Origin of the sequence: Streptomyces sp. NPDC091387, assembly GCF_044756945.1 — a bacterium.
GTDB lineage: Bacteria > Actinomycetota > Actinomycetes > Streptomycetales > Streptomycetaceae > Streptomyces.
The window spans coordinates 295979-313380 of the sequence record NZ_JBIVTZ010000010.1 but is presented as its reverse complement, the minus strand read 5'-3'; the positions used below and the strand labels follow the sequence as shown (position 1 = coordinate 313380).

Sequence of the window (17402 nt, the reverse complement as noted above, 5' to 3'; positions counted from 1 at the left end):
GCGCACCCCTCCAGCCCCTGCGAAACGGGCAGCCCCTCGCGGTCGCGGGCCGACGCCGCACCCCCCACGACGGGACGCGACAGCGTGGATCCCGTACGGGACGCCACGCCTCCGCCCGTCATGATCGAAGCGCTGCTCCTGCGACACGACGCGGCCCATGGCTTCGCCTACCGCAGCCGGACCACGCCGCTCGAACGGCACACGAACCCCGACCACACGGCCCGCCGCCTCGCGGGCCTCAGGGATGACGACGATCGCCACCTCGTGCACTCGACCAGCTGGCGCGCCACCGAGGACGGCCACATCGTCCTGACCTACCTCATCCACCCCGACCCGGATCCGGCGCAGCCGGCACACGCCCTGGCGGATCCGCACGCCATCGCCCACGGCACCCGGCCCGCCCACCCCGCGCCTCCCGCCCTCGCGCTGGAGCACGTAGCGGCCCACGCGGTCAGGCACCTCGCGTTTCTCGGACGCACCGACCCCACCGTCGCCGCGCACCTCGCGGACCGACCCCACACCCTGCGGACGCTCGGCACCCTGCCGCCACTGCCCGCGGGCCAGTTCCAGGGGGTTGTCCTCGCGTCGAACGCCCGCGAGGCCTGAGGCTCGCCCACGCCCCGTGTGGCGAACGCGGGAAGCCGGGGCCGCGGCCCCGGGGCGGGCCCGCGCCCCCTCAGCCCCGGACGCGTGCGCGTCGCGAGACCGCCGCGCGCAGCACGCGCCGGCCCTCGGTCGACACGTCCATCACCTGGCGCAGCCCGGCTCCGGTGGGGGCCTCTTCCGCGATCTCGGCCAGCATCTCCAGGATGCGGAGCTGGCGCGCGGTCTCCCCGGCCAGCAGCGGTCCCGCCCCCTGTGGGTCGCCCGCCCGGCAGCGCTCGACCAGTTCCGCCGGGTCGGCGCGTTCGGCGTCGTGCCCGAGGTGGACCTCCAGGGCGAGCAGCGAGCAGGCGTCGGCCCAGTCGCGCAGTTCCGCGCCCGCCCGGTCCGCGGGCGCCTCGCCGAGCAGCTTCCGGATCCGCTGGACGGCCGGCTCCCCGCCGGGCAGGGCGTCCAGCGCCGCACGTGCCTCGGCCAGGCGGTCCGGCCAGGCCGCCCCGTCCGCGCAGCCGGCCCAGAGCGGGCGCAGCGGGTCGGGGCCGGCCCCCTCGGCGGACTGCGGCAGGCAGCGGTCGAGGCAGGCGGCCCCGCTCGCGGTCAGTCCCCGCTCATCAGCGGCGGCGATCAGTTCCAGCAGGCTCATCGGCGTCTCCCGTCGGCCCCCCTCCCCATGCCAGGACGCATGGGGACGCAGCGCTTCCTGTACCGCGTTCAGCGCCGAATGGCCGAAAATCGTCACCGCATGCGGCCGAAACCGCTTGCTACGGGCGGGCGCCGAGCGGGTACGGGCCGAGGGCGGCCCGCTCGCCCTGCATCCGGGTCAGCTTGCGCACGAACAGGACCGCGAAGACCGCGGCCACGACATCGAGCAGGTCGGCCACCACCATCTGCGAGGCGGCGCTCGCGATCTCCTGCGCCGACTCGGCCCGGTCGTACTTGCCGGAGGCGTACCGGCCGACCAGCAGCGAGAGCACCCAGGCGCCCCACCACAGGTTCACCGGAGTCCGGGAGACGTCGCGCCAGGTGCCGTCGGCGTCGGTCCCGCCACTCGCGACCCAGATGCCGCCCGCGACGCGGCGGGGCAGCCACAGTCCGGCAACCGGCACGAACCAGCCACCGATGGCCCAGCCGGGCCGCATCGGCTGGGCGCTCGCGTCGAAGATCTCGGCGTTCGCCCGGACCCGCCAGAACCACATGAGGAACGCGACGGCCGTGGCGGCGGTCGTGAGCATCTGCAGGATGCCGGCGCCCGCGGAGAACATGTCGGCGCGGTCGGCCTCCGCCTCCTCGACCGCCACGAAGCCCTGGTCGAGAACGCCGTCGAACAGGCTTCGGACGTTGAGGTCCGCGGCCACCGCCAGCAGGTCCGCCACGGCGACGACCACCAGCAGGACGACGACGGTCTTCGCGAGCGTGTCGGGCGAACGCAGCCACTGCTGCGGAGCGGTGAAGGCCGGGGCGTGCGGCGCCGGGGCGCCGGCCGACCGCGCGCAGAGCGCGCAGCGTCCGTCGGCGGTGACCGGTGGTCTCGTACGGCAGGTGGAGCACAGCATGAAGGAACCCCCCAGGGTTGTGGGCGCGAAGACATTCCGGGCGCGGATGAGAGACGGGCGCGCGCTCCTCCCCGAGGGCGCGCGGCATCCGGAACATAGCCCCAGGTCACCGCCCTGTCCACAGCGATTCCGGGGTCTGCCCCGGGTGCGGGCCGCGGTGCGGTCTCAGCCCTTGTCGATCTCTCCCGCCAGCTTCCGGAACCCGTCCCAGCTCAGCTTCGGCTTCCCCGGGTCCCACAGCTTCTGGGACGTCGCCCGCAGCGGCATCCGGATGCCCTGCGCCACCTGCGCCGTGGTCTGGGCCTGCGGCAGGTCGCCCCAGACGGCGAACCGGCCGCCGAGGATCTGGTCGGAGTAGCGCGCCGGTACGGGGGTGGTGCCGCGCAGGACGAGGGGGGTCCACTGCTCGTAGATGCGCTTGCCGGTGGGGTAGACGAAGTCGTTGGGCTGGCCGAGCACGTAGTAGAGGAACTCGTCGTTGAGGTTCGTCAGCTCGCGGCCCTCGTTCAGGTACTCCTCCGGCTGCCGGGCCCCGTACTCCTTGCCCGTCCAGTACTCGACCTGGATGTCCTTGTCCGCCTTGACGACGCCGTCGCGGAAGAGGCCGTCGTTCCACGCCTTGGGCTGTTTGCCGTGCGGGCGGACCACCGCCACGCGGTCGTTGAGCCAGCCGGTGGCGAGGTCGCCGATCCCGGCCTGCGGCCCGTACTTCTGTACGGCGGCGCGCTGGAGCTGGGGATAGGAGGCGGCGGGGTCCCGGGCCATCAGCGCGAGGTACTCGTCGGCGCCCAGCTGCCAGTACGTGCCGGGGAAGAGCTCCGTGAACTCGCCGAGGAGCTCGTCGATGAGTTTCGCCGAGCCGGGCTTGGAGATGTCGATCGATCCGGCCGAGGCCACGCCCGACACATTGCGCAGCTGAAGGTCGGTGTGGGCGCGCAGGACCGCGCCGAGGTGGCCCGGGGAGTCGATCTCCGGCACGATCTGGATGTGCAGCCGGTCGGCCAGGGCGATGATCTGCCGCACCTGCGCCTTGGTCAGGTGCTCGGGCGACACCACCTCGGGGTGGGTGTCGGACTGGATGCGGAAGGCCTGGTCGTCGGAGAAGTGCAGGCCGAACTGGTTGAGCTTGAGGTCGGCCATGTCGCGCAGCCGGTCCTCGATCCAATCGACGCTGTAGAACTTGCGTGCGATGTCGAGGTTGAACCCGCGCTGCGGGCGGTCGGGGCGGTCGCGCACCTCGCCCTCGGGCATGACGCCGTCGGCCCGTACCGACTGCTTGAGGGTGCGGGTCCCGTAGAAGACTCCCGCCTCGCCGGGTCCGCTGATCGTGACGCGGCCGTCGCGGGCCTTGAGCGTGTACGACTCGGGCCCGCCCTTGGCCGACGGGGTCAGGGCCAGCTCGACGTCGCCGGCGCGGGCGGGCACCTCACCCCGGTAGCCGATCTTCAGCTCGCCCGCGAGCAGCCGCCCCTCGTCGGCGAGCCCCTTGCTGCCCTTGGCGATCACCACCGCGCTGTCCTTGCCCGGCCGCCAGCCGGGACCGTGGGCGGCGGTGTGCTCGCGTACGGCGGGGATGGTGCGGGGCGTCGTCGAGAGCGGGTAGCTCCGGGTCGGGGACGGCGTGGGGGCGGCGGACGACGCGCCGGGCGAGGTCTGGGCCCCGGACCGGCGTGCGGAGTCGGAGCTGTCGGGCCACAGGACGACGGTGAGCGTCACCGCGGCAGCCGCGGTGACGGCCGCTCCGGCCGCGAGGGCGCCGCGTGAGAGCGACATCGGTCAGAAACCTCCGGTTTTCAGCGGGAAAGAGAGCAGAAGTAAGGAGATAGCCGGGCATTCTCCTCGCTATTTCGTCCATCAGTCATCCCGAAACCCTCCCGTCCGGGTGAAATTCGCGCATCCGTCGGACGGCCGCTGCCCGGCGTCGCTAGCTTTGAGGCACATTCGTCTCTCCCTTCACTCTGCATCCACCTGGTCTCTCCGGTTTCCCCCCACTCCAGGTTCACAGATGCCGCTGATTCGAGGAGCCAACGCTGTCCAGGTCCAGCGAGTCCCACGCCGGCCTCCCCGAGCAACCGCACCGGTCCGTCCGGCAGACCGCCGTGCCCCTGCAGAACCGCGGAACCGTACCCGATCGGACCGCTCCGCACGGCTTCGGCCTGCACCGTCTCAACGCCGCGGCCGCCGCCGACGTCGAGGCCGCGCTGCTGGACTGCTTCGGCAGCCGCCGCTGGGCCCAGCGGCTGACCGCCCACCGCCCCTACCCGGATCTGGACGCGCTGCTCGCCGCCGCCGACGAGGCGGGCTACGACCTCTCCCTCACCGACCGCGCGGAGGCGCTCGCCGCCGAGGTCTCCCCGGCGCTGCCGCCCGACGCGGCGCCCTCCGCACACCTCGCGCTGGCCGCGGCGCACGCCGCGTACGAGTCGAAGTTCGGGCATGTCTTCGTCATCTGCCTCGACGGTGTCCGGCCCGCCGAGCACCCCGATGAGGTGCTGGCCGGCATCCGGGCCAGGCTGGGCCACGACCCCGACCAGGAGCGGGTGGTGACGGCCGACGAGCTGCGGCGACTCGCCCGGGGCCGCATCACCGGGCTGGTCTCGAGTCAGTAACGGGTTACCGCCGGGTCCGGAAGGCCCGCGGCCCCGGCGACAGGCCCCCGCCTAGCCCGTCCGTGCCTGATTGATTGCCACTTTGATCACACCAGAGGCCCCGGCGCGAACGAACCGACAAACCGTCGCTACGATGGCCGGGGCCGGTGGACCGTACCTGGCCGGGTCAGACCGACAGTCAAGCCGGCCGACCCCCAATCCCCGCTCCCGGAGGGTTCTTCCGTGCCGGCTGGAACGCTGTACCGCGGCCGGGAAGGCATGTGGTCCTGGGTGGCTCATCGAGTCACCGGTGTCCTCATTTTCTTCTTCCTGTTCGTACACGTCCTGGACACCTCTCTCGTCCGTGTCTCTCCCGAGGCCTACGACGAAGTCGTGGCCACGTACAAGACATGGCCTGTCGCGCTCCTTGAATACGGCCTCGTGGCCGCGGTTCTCTTTCACGCGCTGAACGGTCTCCGCATCATCGCTGTGGACTTCTGGGCCAAGGGCCCGCGTCTCCAGAAGCAGATGCTCTGGACCGTGCTGGGCATCTGGATCGTGCTCATGGTCGGGGCCCTGTACCCCGTCCTCGGCCACGCCGTCCGTTCCATCTTCGGGAGCTGAGGCCCATGTCCACCGAGACTTCCGCGATCGGCGCGGTCGAAGGCGTCAGCCTCTACGATGCCGACAATCCGGCCCCCGTGATCGAGCCCCCGCGTACGCGGACCGGCAAGACCCCCAAGGGTTCGCGCACCAACTTCGAGATGTACGCCTGGCTCTTCATGCGCCTGTCGGGCGTCGTGCTGGTCGTCCTGGTCATCGGCCACCTGCTGATCCAGCTGGTGCTGGACGGCGGCGTGTCCAAGATCGGCTTCGCCTTCGTGGCCGGCCGCTGGGCCTCGCCGTTCTGGCAGATGTGGGACCTGGCGATGCTGTGGCTCGCCATGCTGCACGGCGCCAACGGTCTCCGTACGGTCATCAACGACTACGCCGAACGGGACAACACCCGCTTCTGGCTGAAGATGCTGCTGTACACCGCCACGGTGTTCACCGTCCTGCTGGGCACGCTGGTGATCTTCACCTTCGACCCGAACATCCGCTAGGCGCCGGGCCCGAAGGACCAGAGGTAAACCATGCAGATCCACAAGTACGACACCGTCATCGTCGGCGCCGGCGGCGCCGGCATGCGCGCGGCCATCGAGTCGACCAAGCGCAGCCGCACCGCCGTGCTGACCAAGCTCTACCCCACCCGCTCCCACACGGGCGCAGCGCAGGGCGGCATGGCCGCCGCGCTCGCCAACGTGGAGGAGGACAACTGGGAGTGGCACACCTTCGACACGATCAAGGGCGGCGACTACCTGGTCGACCAGGACGCCGCCGAGATCCTGGCGAAGGAGGCCATCGACTCCGTTCTCGACCTGGAGAAGATGGGCCTGCCGTTCAACCGCACGCCCGAGGGCAAGATCGACCAGCGACGCTTCGGCGGCCACAGCCGTAACCACGGCGAGGCCCCCGTCCGCCGGTCCTGCTACGCCTCGGACCGCACCGGCCACATGATCCTCCAGACGCTGTACCAGAACTGCGTCAAGGAGGGCGTGGAATTCTTCAACGAGTTCTACGTCCTGGACCTGCTGCTCCAGGAGGACCCCGAGACCGGGGTCAAGAAGTCCGCGGGCGTCGTCGCGTACGAGCTGGCGACCGGCGAGATCCACGTCTTCCAGGCGAAGGCGATCATCTTCGCCTCCGGCGGCACCGGCAAGTTCTTCAAGGTGACGTCGAACGCGCACACCCTGACCGGTGACGGCCAGGCCGCCGCGTACCGCCGCGGTCTGCCGCTGGAGGACATGGAGTTCTTCCAGTTCCACCCGACGGGCATCTGGCGCATGGGCATCCTGCTGACGGAGGGCGCCCGCGGTGAGGGCGGCATCCTCCGCAACAAGGACGGCGAGCGCTTCATGGAGAAGTACGCGCCCGTCATGAAGGACCTCGCGTCCCGTGACGTCGTCTCCCGCTCCATCTACACGGAGATCCGCGAGGGCCGCGGCTGCGGTCCCGAGGGCGACCACGTCTACCTGGACCTGACGCACCTGCCGCCGGAGCAGCTGGACGCCAAGCTCCCGGACATCACGGAGTTCGCGCGGACGTACCTCGGTATCGAGCCCTACACGGACCCGATCCCGATCCAGCCGACCGCGCACTACGCCATGGGCGGCATCCCGACCAACGTCCAGGGCGAGGTGCTGGCCGACAACACCACCGTCGTCCCGGGCCTGTACGCCGCGGGCGAGGTCGCCTGCGTCTCCGTGCACGGCGCCAACCGCCTCGGCACCAACTCGCTGCTCGACATCAACGTCTTCGGCAAGCGGTCGGGCATCGCCGCCGCCGAGTACTCCGCGAAGAACGACTACGTCGAGCTTCCCGAGAACCCGGCACAGCTGGTCATCGACCAGGTGGAGCGGCTGCGCAACTCCACCGGCACCGAGCGGGTCTCCGCGATCCGTCTGGAGCTGCAGGAGTGCATGGACGCCAACGTGATGGTGTTCCGCACCGAGCAGACGATCAAGACGGCGGTCGACAAGATCGCGGAGCTGCGCAAGCGGTACCTCGACGTGTCCATCCAGGACAAGGGCAAGCGGTTCAACACGGACCTGCTCGAAGCGGTCGAGCTGGGCAACCTGCTCGACCTCGCCGAGGTCATGGCGACCTCCGCGCTGGCCCGCAAGGAGTCCCGCGGCGGTCACTACCGCGAGGACTACCCGAACCGCGACGACGTCAACTTCATGCGCCACACCATGGCGTACCGCGAGGTCGCCGACGACGGCACCGAGTCGATCCGGCTGGACTACAAGCCGGTCGTCCAGACCCGCTACCAGCCGATGGAGCGTAAGTACTGATGGCTACCCCCACGATGGAAAAGGCCGACCAGGTCCCGGAGCCCGAGGCCGGCTTCGCCGACTCCCCGTACATCACCGCCACGTTCCGGATCCGCCGGTTCAACCCGGAGGTCTCCGAGGAGTCCCAGTGGCAGGACTTCCAGATCGAGATCGACCCGAAGGAGCGTGTCCTCGACGCCCTTCACAAGATCAAGTGGGAGACCGACGGAACGCTGACCTTCCGCCGCTCCTGCGCGCACGGCATCTGCGGCTCCGACGCGATGCGGATCAACGGCAAGAACAGGCTCGCCTGCAAGACGCTGATCAAGGACCTGAGCCCGGAGAAGCCGATCACGGTCGAGGCCATCAAGGGCCTCACGGTCCTCAAGGACCTCGTGGTCGACATGGACCCGTTCTTCCAGGCCTACCGCGACGTCATGCCCTTCCTCATCACCAAGGGGAACGAGCCGACCCGCGAGCGCCTGCAGTCCGCCGAGGACCGCGAGCGCTTCGACGACACCACCAAGTGCATCCTGTGCGCCGCGTGCACGTCCTCGTGCCCGGTGTTCTGGAACGACGGGCAGTACTTCGGCCCGGCGGCGATCGTCAACGCGCACCGCTTCATCTTCGACTCGCGCGACGAGGGCGGCGAGCAGCGGCTGGAGATCCTCAACGACCGTGACGGGGTGTGGCGTTGCCGCACCACCTTCAACTGCACGGACGCCTGCCCGCGTGGCATCGAGGTCACCAAGGCGATCCAGGAGGTCAAGCGCGCGCTGATCACGCGTCGCTTCTGACCCTCCCCGCGCACCATCGGCATCCAGGGCCCCGTCCTCCGCACGAACACTGCGGGCGGCGGGGCCTCCTGGCTGCACGGCGCGGCGCGTAACGGTACGGTCGTGCGGAACCGGACACGGTTCGCCGCCCGCGTCGCAGCAGGCCACCGGGCGCACGGCACGATCGAGAGCGGGGAACGTTGAGCGATCCGAATCCGTACGCGGACGACTCATACAAGTGGGGGCCTCCCCAGCAGCCGGCCGGTCCGCCCGTCGACGGCTACCCACAGCCGTTCCAGGAGGCGCCGCCCCAGCCCGGCTACGGCTACCCGGCAGGTCAGCCGGGGGTGCCTGGCTACGGGTACCCGGGGCCGCAGGGCATGTTCCCGACGGGCGCCGGCGCGCCGATGCTGTCGATCGGCGACATCACGATCGTGGGCGACTCCATCGTCACTCCGTCCGGAACGATGCCCCTCAAGGGCGCGGCGTGGACGGCCACGGACGTGTCGCACACCGAGGAGAAGATCCCCACGGTCGGGATCGTGCTCGCGATCCTCTTCGCCCTGCTCTGCCTGGTCGGTCTGCTCTTCCTCCTGATGAAGGAGAGGAAGACCACCGGATACGTCCAGGTGTCGGTGTCCAGTGGCGGCCGCCACCACTGGACGATGATCCCGGCCGTGCACCCGGGCACCTTCGCGATGGTGATGGCCCAGATCAACACCGCCCGCTCACTGAGCTTCTGACGGCCGGCCCGGGGCCCGCGGCGGGACGGCGCCGGGGGCGTCCTGGGGTCCTCCCCGCCGGCGCGGTCAGTCCCAGGCCGCGCCGCCCCGGTCCTCCGCGACCACCATGATGCGCCGCAGCATGGAGTTGAGCAGCCCGCGCTCGTCCTTGCCCAGGACACCGAGCAGCCGCTCCTCCTCGTTGCCGAGGACGTCCATCGCGCCGAGCCACGTCGAGCGGCCCTGGTCGGTCAACTCCACGTCCACGCGCCGCCGGTCCGTGACGGAGGGCGTACGGCGGACGAATCCGCGCCGCTCCAGCGCGTCCAGCCGGCCGGTGACGGAGGCGGGCGCGAGGTCGAGGTCGGCGGCCAGATCGGACGGGGCCGCCTCGCCGCCCCGGCCGGCGAGCTTGTGCAGGGTGTCGAACTCCTGACGGTCCAGGTCGAAGTCGACCAGGGACTGTTCACGCACCCGGCGCAGATGGACGGAGAGCTTCTTCATCCGGGTCACCGCACCCTCGACGTCCGGGTCGAGTTCCGGAAGCACCGGCTTCCACCGCTCCACGTGTCCGTCGGTCCAGTCCCGTTGCTCCATGGCCCTCAGCCTACGCCGGAGCCATGACTTGAACATGTTCAAAGTCAGGTCTACAGTCCATGACAACAGCATTTGAACGCGTTCAAGGGAGGGTGGGGCATGGACCTCACTGTTGTCGCGTACGTCATCTACCTGCTCATCAGCGTGGCGCTCACCATCTGGGTGGCCCGCACGCTCAGCCGCAACGGCAGGGTGTTCATCGCCGATGTGCTGCACGGGAACGAGAAGCTCGCCGATGCCGTCAACCACCTGCTGGTGGTCGGCTTCTACCTGGTCAACCTGGGCTTCGTGACGCTCTATCTGAAGAACTCCGACAAGGTCACCGACGCCCGCGAGCTCTTCGACGCACTCTCGGTGAAGATCGGTGTGGTGCTGCTCGTCCTCGGGATCATGCACCTGGGCAACGTCTATGTGCTCAACAAGATGCGCCGCCGGGGCCTGATGGAGCGCGAGCAGACCCCGCCCGTACCGCCGCAGGGCTGGACGGGTCCGGGTGTCGGTCCGTGGGCCCCGCCCGCCACCAAGGCGTGAGGGCCGGCCATGGCGGCCCGGACCGGTGGGCGGCGGCTCTCCGTCGAACGGCTCACCGTGCTCTACGACGCACAGTGCTCGCTCTGCGTCCACCTGCGGCAGTGGCTGATGAGGCAACGTCAGCTGGTCCCGCTCGACCTCGTCCCGGCGGACTCCGCGGAGGCGCACCGCCGCTTCCCCGGTCTCGACCACTCCGGCACCCTGGAGGAGATCACGGTGATCGGTGACGGGGGCCAGGTCTACCGGGGCACGTCCGCGTGGATCGTCTGCCTCTGGGCGCTGGCCGAGCACCGGCCCCGGGCCCACTGGCTGACGACGCCGGCCGGCCGCCCGTTCGCCAGGGCGACCGTCCTCGCCGCCGCGAAGTACCGCTCGCTGACGGCAGCGCCCTGCCGGGCGGACGGGGACGGGGCGTGCGCGGTGCGGGGGCCGGAGCCCGGCACGCGGTGATCCCGGATACCCTCGGGACCGTGGTGAAGGAAGAGAAGGACGTGAAGGAAGTCAAGGCTCCCAAGAGCGAGCAGACCCGCACAGTCATCCTCGAAACCGCGCTCCGGCTCTTCCAGGAACGCGGTTACGACAAGACGACGATGCGGGCCATCGCCCAGGAGGCCGGGGTCTCCGTAGGGAACGCGTACTACTACTTCTCGTCCAAGGAACACCTCGTCCAGGGCTTCTACGACCGGATCGCCGCCGAGCACGAGGCGGCGGTCCAGCCGGTTCTGGCCGGTGACAAGGACCTCGCGGTACGCATCCGCGGGGTCCTGCTCTGCTGGCTGGACGTGGCGGAGCCGTACCACCGCTTCGCCGCCCAGTTCTTCAAGAACGCCGCCGATCCGGAGAGCCCGCTCAGCCCCTTCTCCAAGGACTCCGTCTCGGCCCGCGACGCGGCGATCTCCATCCACAAGCGCTGCCTGGCGGGCGCGGGCACCAAGGTCGACCCCGAGCTGGCCGAGCTGCTGCCGCAGCTGATGTGGCTGAACCAGATGGGCCTGGTCCTGTACTGGGTGTACGACCGGACGGACGACGCCGAACGCAGCCGCCGCCTCGTCGAGCGCACCGCCCCGATCGTCGCGCGGGCCATCGCCCTGTCCCGGTTCCGGGTGCTGCGGCCGCTCGTGCGCCAGGTCCACGAGGTGCTGGAGGAGTTCCTGCCCGGAGCGGCGGGACGCGCGGCGGACCGGCCCGGCCCGCGCCCCACCGAGTAACGGCGCACTGAACCGAGGAGCGGCCGCCCCGATGACGCCGGGACGGCCGCTCCTTGGTGTACCGCGCCACTGGTCCGTGGCGGCCGGTCAGATCCAGCCGAGTTCCCACAGCCGCCAGATGCCGGTGCCGTCCGAGAGGTACTGCGAACCGGCCACGTCGGGCTTGGCGACGACGTAGTCCTTCTTCTGCCACAGCGGCACCAGCGGCACGTCATCGCCCACCAGCTTCTGGAGCTCCTTGAAGTCGGCCGAGGTGCGGCTGCGGTCGCTGAACTGCAGCGTGCTGCTGATCAGCGAGTCCATCTTCTTGCTGCTGTAGCCGTTGTGGAGGCTGGTGTCGCGGCCGACGAGCGGCTGGCTGAAGGTGTCGGGGTCCGGGTAGTCCGGGAGCCAGCCGACGGTGTACGCGTCGTACTGGCCGGCCGCGTAACCCTTCTGGAACGCCTGCCACTCCACGGCCTTCACCGTGACCTTGAACAGCCCGTCCGCCTCCAGCTGACGCCGGATCTCCCCGGTCTCCTTCGTGTACGCGTCGTCGTCGCGGTAGGCGAAGGTGATGTGGAGCGGCAGCTGAACGCCCGCTTCCTCCATGAGCTTCTTGGCGCGCTGGGGATCGGGCGCGGGGTACTCGTCGAAGAACGGGGTGCTGTGCCCGATGTAGCCCTGCGGGATCAGCGAGTACAGCGGTTCGACGGTGCCCTTGTAGACGTCGGTCACCAGCGGCGCGCGGTCGATGATCGACGCGATGGCCTGCCGGACCCGCTTGTCGGCGAGCGGTGCCCCGTCACGGACGTTGAAGACGAGGTTGCGGATCTCGGCGCTGTCCGCCTCGGTGATCCGCTGGTCCGCGTCGCCGGGGTTCAGCTCGGCGAGCGTGGACGGCGGGAGCTGCCGGTGCGTGACGTCGACCTTCCCCGACTTCCAGGCCGCCAGCAGTTCGTCCGACTGCTTGTAGTAGCGCACGGTGACCGGCCCGCCGGTCTTCTTCAGCGCACCCTTGTACCTGGTGTTCGGCACCAGTTCGGCGCTGACGCCCGGCTTGTACGACTTCAGCACGTACGGCCCGGAGCCGCTGACCTTGTCGTCGTCGCGCAGCTTGTGCTCCGAGTAGGCCTCGCTGTCGACGATCGAACCGGCCCCGGTGGCGAGCTTCTGCGGGAAGGTCGCATCGCGCGAGGACAGGTTGAACGTGATCGTCCGGCCCTCGGCCACCACGTTCTTGAGGCTCGGGTACAGCACCGACGGACCGACGTCCGTCTTGATGTTGATCATGCGATCGAAGGAGTACTTGACGTCCTTGGCGGTGATCTTCCGGCCGTTGGAGAACGACAGGTCGTCACGGAGCTTGCACTGGTACGTCTGGAGCTTCCCGCCGATGAAGCCGCAGCTCTCGGCCGCGTCCGGCTCGGGGACGATCGCCCCGGACTTGAACGTCATCAGCGACTGGTAGATGTTGCTGTATATCGCCCAGGAGCCGGCGTCGTAGGCTCCGGCCGGGTCGAGCGAGGTCACCTCGTCGGTCGTGCCGACGGTGACAGGGTCGTCCTTCGCTCCGTCCGAGGGAAGCAACTGCCAGGCGCCGACGCCTGCGATGACCAAAACCGCGAGAATCGCGAGAATCCGTAGTCGGATCGACCGCATTGCCGTGCTCTCCCTTAACAGCCCCACCTCGGCGTCGCGCTCAGATACGCAGATCGCCGCACGTTCGGGCTCAGCCAATCACACGATTTTCACATCTGGAAGAGGAAATCAGGGACACATAGCCTTTTGTTCGTTACTTGAAACCTTGGGCGGATAGGTCGAATACAGAGGGTTGGTAACCGGTCACCGAATTCACTGCGGACGGGCCCGGGAGCGCGCCGGAAGGGCTACGCACGCGTGGAGGCGAGTTCGACGACGGTGATGTCCGAGGGGGCACCGACCCGCACCGGCGGACCCCACGCCCCCGCGCCGCGGGTGACGTACAACTGGGTGTCGCCGTAGCGTTCGAGCCCGGCGACCGTGGGGTTGGACAGCTCCGCGATGTAGTTGCCCGGCCAGAGCTGTCCGCCGTGGGTGTGCCCGGAGAGCTGCAGGTCCACGCCGTGCGCGACGGCCTCGTCGATGACGACGGGCTGATGGGCCATGAGGACGGCGGCCCGTGACCGGTCCCGGTCGCCCAGGGCGCGGCCGAAGTCCGGGCCCTGCCCCTCGCTCTCGCCCCCGATGTCATTGACCCCGGCCAGATCGAAGCCGTCGATCTCCACCCGGGCATTCTCCAGCGGGTGCAGCCCCAATTCCCTTACGTGATCCACCCATTGGGCCGCGCCGGAGTAGTACTCGTGGTTGCCGGTGACAAAGAACGCGCCGTGCCGGGAGCGGAGTCCCGCGAGCGGTTCGGCGGCCGGACCGAGATCGGCGACCGATCCGTCGACCAGGTCCCCGACGACCGCGATCAGATCGGGCTGGGTCCGGTTGACCGTGTCGACGATCCGCTGGGTGTGCGCCCGGCCCAGGATCGGGCCGAGGTGGATATCGCTGACGACGGCGATCCGGAAACCGTGCGCGGAGCGGGGCAGCCGGGCCAGCGGGATGGTGACGCGCTTGACCCGCGGGCCGCGCAGCACCCCGTAGGTGCCGTACCCGACCGTGCCCAGTCCGGCGACGGCCGCGGCGCCCCCGACGGCCCGCGCGACGAAGAGCCGGCGCGAGGCGGAGCCGGCGGCGGGAGCGGGAGCCGGCGGGGCGGCCGTTCTGGTCTCCGTGGCGGAAGCGGCGGATGCGCTGGATGCGGTGGAGGCCACGGATGCGGTGGATGTGGCGGGTGCGGTGGTCGCGGTCTCCCCCGTCTCCCCCGTCTCCGTCGCCCGGCGCGCGAGCACCCGGCGGAGCAGGGGCCGTACCGCCTCGCCGACCAGCAGGGCCAGCGTCAGGTACAGCAGGGCCGCCAGCCACAGATAGCCCGGCCAGGCCAGCACCTGCTGGAGCCAGAAGGGCGCGCCCGTACGGCCGGAGACCAGCGCGCCGACGCTCAGCAGCGGCAGGACGTACGCCGCCACCGTGCCCGCCCGGCGCATTGGGCTGCCCACGGCTGTCGTGTCACCGACGAAGCGGCGCCACACATAGCGGTGCACGGCGACGAGCAGCGCGAGGACCGCGATCACCGCCAGAGCGAATCCCATGACTGCCACGTGTACTGAGCCCCGCCCTGTTTGTCCGTATCCGGTCCGTACGAGGTGCCGAGTGGCTACGCGGTCCGCTCGCGCGAGGCCCTGACGCCACGGAACCCGATCACGCCAACCGCCGTCCCCAGAAGAAAGGACGTGATGGCGAGCAGCAGATGCACCCAGAAGTACGCAGTAGGGTCACCCGCGTCGTCGAAGGCGAGACCGCTGCCGTCCTTCCACAGGTTCTTGACGAAAGTGATCCAGATGAACCAGCTCCACACCCCGAATGCGAGCAGGAACCAGGAGACGGGGCGGCTGAGCTTCATGGACTCAGTATCTCCGCCTCGCTCGGACCGGCTCGCCCGGGGTGGGCTGTCCTGGCGGGACGCACGGCGGGTCATACCGCCGGTGTCCATTTTCACATCAACTGCATGTACGTTTTTCACCGTGCCAGCTCTCAAAAAGACCGCGCTGGCGGTCACCTCTGCCGCTCTGCTGTCCGCTTTTGTCGTGAGTCCTGCCTCGGCGGTCGCCAAGGACGCCTCCGACAACGAGCCGAAGCCGCCCGCCGGTATGTCGAGGATCGGTGGCGAACAGCTGGGCCTGTCCGGCACCCAGGTCAATCTCGGTCCCGGCGCCCCGGTCCTGCCCAAGGACCTGACCGGCAGGTCCTGGATGGTCGCGGACGCCGAGAGCGGTGAGGTGCTGGCCTCGCACAACCCGCACTGGCGGCTGCCCCCGGCCTCCACGCTGAAGATGCTCTTCGCGGACACCGTGCTGCCGGCGCCGGCCCTCCAGCCGAAGACCCGGAAGTACACGGTGAAGGACGAGGACCTCGCCGACATGGGCGAGGGCAGCAGCCTGGTGGGCGTCAAGGAGGACCTCAGCTACACGGTGCACGACCTGTGGCTCGGGGTCTTCCTGCGTTCGGGCAACGACGCGGTGCACGTGCTGGCCGCGATGTACGGGGGCGTCCCCAAGACCGTCCAGGACATGCAGACGCACGCCGAGGAGCTGCAGGCCCTCGACACCACGGTCGTGTCGCCCGACGGCTACGACTCCCCCGAGCAGGTGTCGAGCGCGTACGACCTGACGCTGTTCGCCCGCAGCGGGCTGCAGAACGCGGACTTCCGCGAGTACTCCTCGACCGCGGAGGCGGAGTTCCCCGGCGAGCAGAAGAAGGGGAAGAAGCGCGAGAGCTTCGGCATCCAGAACACCAACCGGCTGCTCACCGGGGCCGACGGCGTCACTCCGTACAAGGGCATCGCGGGCGTCAAGAACGGCTACACCACGCACGCGGGCAACACCTTCACCGGTGTCGCCGAGCGCAACGGCAAGGTGCTGCTCGTCACCGTCATGAACCCGTCGTCCAACGAGACGCACGCCGTCTACAACGAGGCGGCGAGCCTGCTCGACTGGGGCTTCAGCGCCGGCGGCAAGGTCACACCGGTCGGCGAGCTGGTCCCGCCGAAGTCCGCGGAGACCGGCAACGGCACGGGCAAGGGTGCCGAGGCCGACGGATCCGCCGCGGCCAAGGGCAAGCACAGCCCGGTGAAGACCACGAAGGCCGCTGCCGCGGGCGGCTCCGGCGGGGTCGGGATCGCGCTGGGCATCGCCGGCGGGGTGCTGGTGCTGCTGGCCGGGGCCGCGTTCCTGGTCAACCGGCGCTGGCCGCTGCCGGACCTGGTGCGCCGCCGCCCTCGTCCCTGACCCGGCCGCCCGGGGCACTCCCGCCCCGGGTGAGGTCGCTCCGGGTACTCCCGCTCCCGCCCCCCTCCGCCTCGTCGTCCTGGTCGCCCCCGACGGGCAGGGGCTCCTCGGCGTCCTTGCTGGGCGTCGCCGTCCAGGCGGCGCAGAACAGCAGCAGCTTCGCGGTGAAGTTGATCCACAGCAGCAGGGCGATCGGCACGCCGAACGCGCCGTACATGCTCTTCGACGCGACGCCCTGGATGTAGCTGCCGAGCAGCAGTTTCAGCAGCTCGAAGCCGACCGCGCCGACCAGGGCGGCGACCACCAGCCGGTGCCGCCGCGGCTCCACACCGGGCAGCAGCGTCAGCAGGTAGAGCAGCAGCAGGAAGTCGGCGCACACGGCCACCAGCAGGGCGGCGATCCGCAGCAGCACACCGCCCGCGCCGTTCTCCGGAATGTTGAGCAGATCGGCGACCCGGCCGACGGCGACGGAGCCGACCGAGGAGATCGCCAGCGTCACCAGGGCCGCACCGCCCAGGCCGAGCAGCACCCCGCCGTCCTTGAGTTTACGGATGACCGGGTTGCCCTCGTCCAAGTCGTCCATCTCCCACACCGCGCGCAGGCAGTCCCGCATCGAGCCGACCCAGCCGATACCGGTGAAGAGGAGCAGCGCACCCGCCACCAGCCCGACCGTGCCCGCGTGGGCCACCAGGTTGTCGATGCCCAACTGGTCGGAGATGCCGGGCACCTGCTCGGCGACCTTGTCCTCGATCTTGTCGAGCTGCTTGGTGGAGAGCAGCGCCGCTCCGATCGCCGCGCCGACCGCGATCAGCGGGAAGAGCGCCAGGAAGCTGATGAACGTGATCGCTGCGGCAAGCCTCGCCCAGTGGACCCGTACCAGCGTTTCGTAACTGCGCCAGGCGTGCGTCTCCATCAGCCGGGAGACGAGCGGCCCGATGACGGGGAGTTTTTTCAGCCAGTCCATGACGTACGACTACCCTCCCCGGCACCGAAAACCGATGCCCGTTGCGGAGCGTGGGAGATGATGCCCTCTCAATCACCCATTTCGGTGAGTGTTGTAACAAATCCCTCAAAGGTGTTTTCTCGGGCGATACG

Annotated in this window: 19 protein-coding genes; 11 read left to right on the top strand and 8 right to left on the bottom strand. The window is 69.9% G+C overall.

Annotated elements, in window-relative coordinates; translation table 11 throughout:
* Nucleotides 1-84 precede the first annotated feature (84 nt).
* Nucleotides 85-606: a hypothetical protein gene (locus ACIQM0_RS22595; RefSeq protein WP_401289366.1), complete on the top strand. Its 522-nt coding sequence runs from the start codon at nt 85-87 to the stop codon at nt 604-606.
* A gap of 70 nt (nt 607-676) precedes the next feature.
* Here the strand turns inward: ACIQM0_RS22595 and ACIQM0_RS22590 are convergent, their stop codons facing one another.
* From ACIQM0_RS22590 to ACIQM0_RS22580, 3 genes are all read right to left on the bottom strand, one after another.
* A complete protein-coding gene (locus tag ACIQM0_RS22590; RefSeq protein ID WP_401289364.1) occupies nt 677-1246 on the bottom strand; it encodes a hypothetical protein in 570 nt (189 codons plus the stop codon).
* A gap of 118 nt (nt 1247-1364) precedes the next feature.
* Nucleotides 1365-2156 carry a DUF4328 domain-containing protein gene (locus tag ACIQM0_RS22585; RefSeq protein WP_401289362.1) on the bottom strand — a complete coding sequence of 264 codons (792 nt, stop codon included), beginning with the start codon at nt 2154-2156 and terminating at the stop codon, nt 1365-1367.
* 165 nt (nt 2157-2321) lie between these two features.
* Nucleotides 2322-3929 (bottom strand): glycoside hydrolase family 20 protein, encoded by a 1608-nt coding sequence (locus ACIQM0_RS22580; RefSeq protein WP_401289360.1) that lies wholly within the window; start codon nt 3927-3929, stop codon nt 2322-2324.
* A gap of 326 nt (nt 3930-4255) precedes the next feature.
* On the opposite strand from ACIQM0_RS22580, the gene ACIQM0_RS22575 reads away from it, so the two are divergent.
* From ACIQM0_RS22575 to ACIQM0_RS22550, 6 genes are all read left to right on the top strand, one after another.
* Entirely contained in the window at nt 4256-4765 is a 510-nt protein-coding gene (locus ACIQM0_RS22575) for a 2-oxo-4-hydroxy-4-carboxy-5-ureidoimidazoline decarboxylase (RefSeq protein WP_401289357.1), read from the top strand.
* Nucleotides 4766-4987: 222 nt separating this feature from the next.
* Nucleotides 4988-5368, top strand: coding sequence for a succinate dehydrogenase, cytochrome b556 subunit (gene sdhC, locus ACIQM0_RS22570; RefSeq protein ID WP_401289356.1), 381 nt, complete (start codon nt 4988-4990; stop codon nt 5366-5368).
* A 5-nt stretch (nt 5369-5373) separates the two neighbouring features.
* Nucleotides 5374-5847 (top strand): succinate dehydrogenase hydrophobic membrane anchor subunit, encoded by a 474-nt coding sequence (locus ACIQM0_RS22565; RefSeq protein ID WP_401289353.1) that lies wholly within the window; start codon nt 5374-5376, stop codon nt 5845-5847.
* Nucleotides 5848-5877: 30 nt separating this feature from the next.
* Nucleotides 5878-7638 carry a succinate dehydrogenase flavoprotein subunit gene (gene sdhA, locus ACIQM0_RS22560; protein ID WP_401289351.1) on the top strand — a complete coding sequence of 587 codons (1761 nt, stop codon included), beginning with the start codon at nt 5878-5880 and terminating at the stop codon, nt 7636-7638.
* The gene (locus ACIQM0_RS22555; RefSeq protein ID WP_362954064.1) at nt 7638-8414 is read left to right on the top strand and encodes a succinate dehydrogenase iron-sulfur subunit; all 777 of its coding nucleotides are present in this window, start codon (nt 7638-7640) and stop codon (nt 8412-8414) included. The genes sdhA and ACIQM0_RS22555 overlap by 1 nt, the downstream gene beginning before the upstream one ends.
* A 179-nt stretch (nt 8415-8593) precedes the next feature.
* A complete protein-coding gene (locus tag ACIQM0_RS22550) occupies nt 8594-9136 on the top strand; it encodes a hypothetical protein (protein WP_401289348.1) in 543 nt (180 codons plus the stop codon).
* Between the two features lie 66 nt (nt 9137-9202).
* Here the strand turns inward: ACIQM0_RS22550 and ACIQM0_RS22545 are convergent, their stop codons facing one another.
* A complete protein-coding gene (locus tag ACIQM0_RS22545) occupies nt 9203-9712 on the bottom strand; it encodes a MarR family winged helix-turn-helix transcriptional regulator (RefSeq protein WP_401289346.1) in 510 nt (169 codons plus the stop codon).
* A gap of 99 nt (nt 9713-9811) precedes the next feature.
* Here ACIQM0_RS22545 and ACIQM0_RS22540 point away from each other — a divergent pair, with 99 nt between their 5' ends.
* The 3 genes from ACIQM0_RS22540 to ACIQM0_RS22530 are packed head-to-tail and all read left to right on the top strand — an operon-like array spanning nt 9812 to nt 11451.
* Entirely contained in the window at nt 9812-10243 is a 432-nt protein-coding gene (locus ACIQM0_RS22540) for a hypothetical protein (RefSeq protein WP_401289344.1), read from the top strand.
* A gap of 9 nt (nt 10244-10252) precedes the next feature.
* Nucleotides 10253-10693, top strand: coding sequence for a thiol-disulfide oxidoreductase DCC family protein (locus ACIQM0_RS22535; RefSeq protein ID WP_401289342.1), 441 nt, complete (start codon nt 10253-10255; stop codon nt 10691-10693).
* A 20-nt stretch (nt 10694-10713) separates the two neighbouring features.
* Complete coding sequence (locus ACIQM0_RS22530) at nt 10714-11451, top strand: TetR/AcrR family transcriptional regulator (protein ID WP_401289339.1); 738 nt, start codon at nt 10714-10716, stop codon at nt 11449-11451.
* Nucleotides 11452-11538: 87 nt separating this feature from the next.
* Here ACIQM0_RS22530 and ACIQM0_RS22525 read toward each other — a convergent pair whose 3' ends face one another.
* The 3 genes from ACIQM0_RS22525 to ACIQM0_RS22515 form a co-directional block, all read right to left on the bottom strand.
* Entirely contained in the window at nt 11539-13092 is a 1554-nt protein-coding gene (locus tag ACIQM0_RS22525; protein ID WP_401289337.1) for an ABC transporter substrate-binding protein, read from the bottom strand.
* A 227-nt stretch (nt 13093-13319) separates the two neighbouring features.
* Nucleotides 13320-14612: a metallophosphoesterase gene (locus ACIQM0_RS22520; RefSeq protein ID WP_401289335.1), complete on the bottom strand. Its 1293-nt coding sequence runs from the start codon at nt 14610-14612 to the stop codon at nt 13320-13322.
* A 65-nt stretch (nt 14613-14677) separates the two neighbouring features.
* Nucleotides 14678-14923, bottom strand: a complete 246-nt coding sequence (locus tag ACIQM0_RS22515; RefSeq protein WP_385034668.1) for an SCO4848 family membrane protein — start codon at nt 14921-14923, stop codon at nt 14678-14680.
* A 121-nt stretch (nt 14924-15044) separates the two neighbouring features.
* Between ACIQM0_RS22515 and ACIQM0_RS22510 the strand changes: the two genes are divergently transcribed.
* Nucleotides 15045-16307, top strand: coding sequence for a D-alanyl-D-alanine carboxypeptidase family protein (locus ACIQM0_RS22510; protein ID WP_401289332.1), 1263 nt, complete (start codon nt 15045-15047; stop codon nt 16305-16307).
* Here ACIQM0_RS22510 and ACIQM0_RS22505 read toward each other — a convergent pair.
* The gene (locus tag ACIQM0_RS22505; RefSeq protein ID WP_401289329.1) at nt 16255-17271 is read right to left on the bottom strand and encodes a YihY/virulence factor BrkB family protein; all 1017 of its coding nucleotides are present in this window, start codon (nt 17269-17271) and stop codon (nt 16255-16257) included. The genes ACIQM0_RS22510 and ACIQM0_RS22505 overlap by 53 nt on opposite strands.
* Nucleotides 17272-17402: the final 131 nt, after the last annotated feature.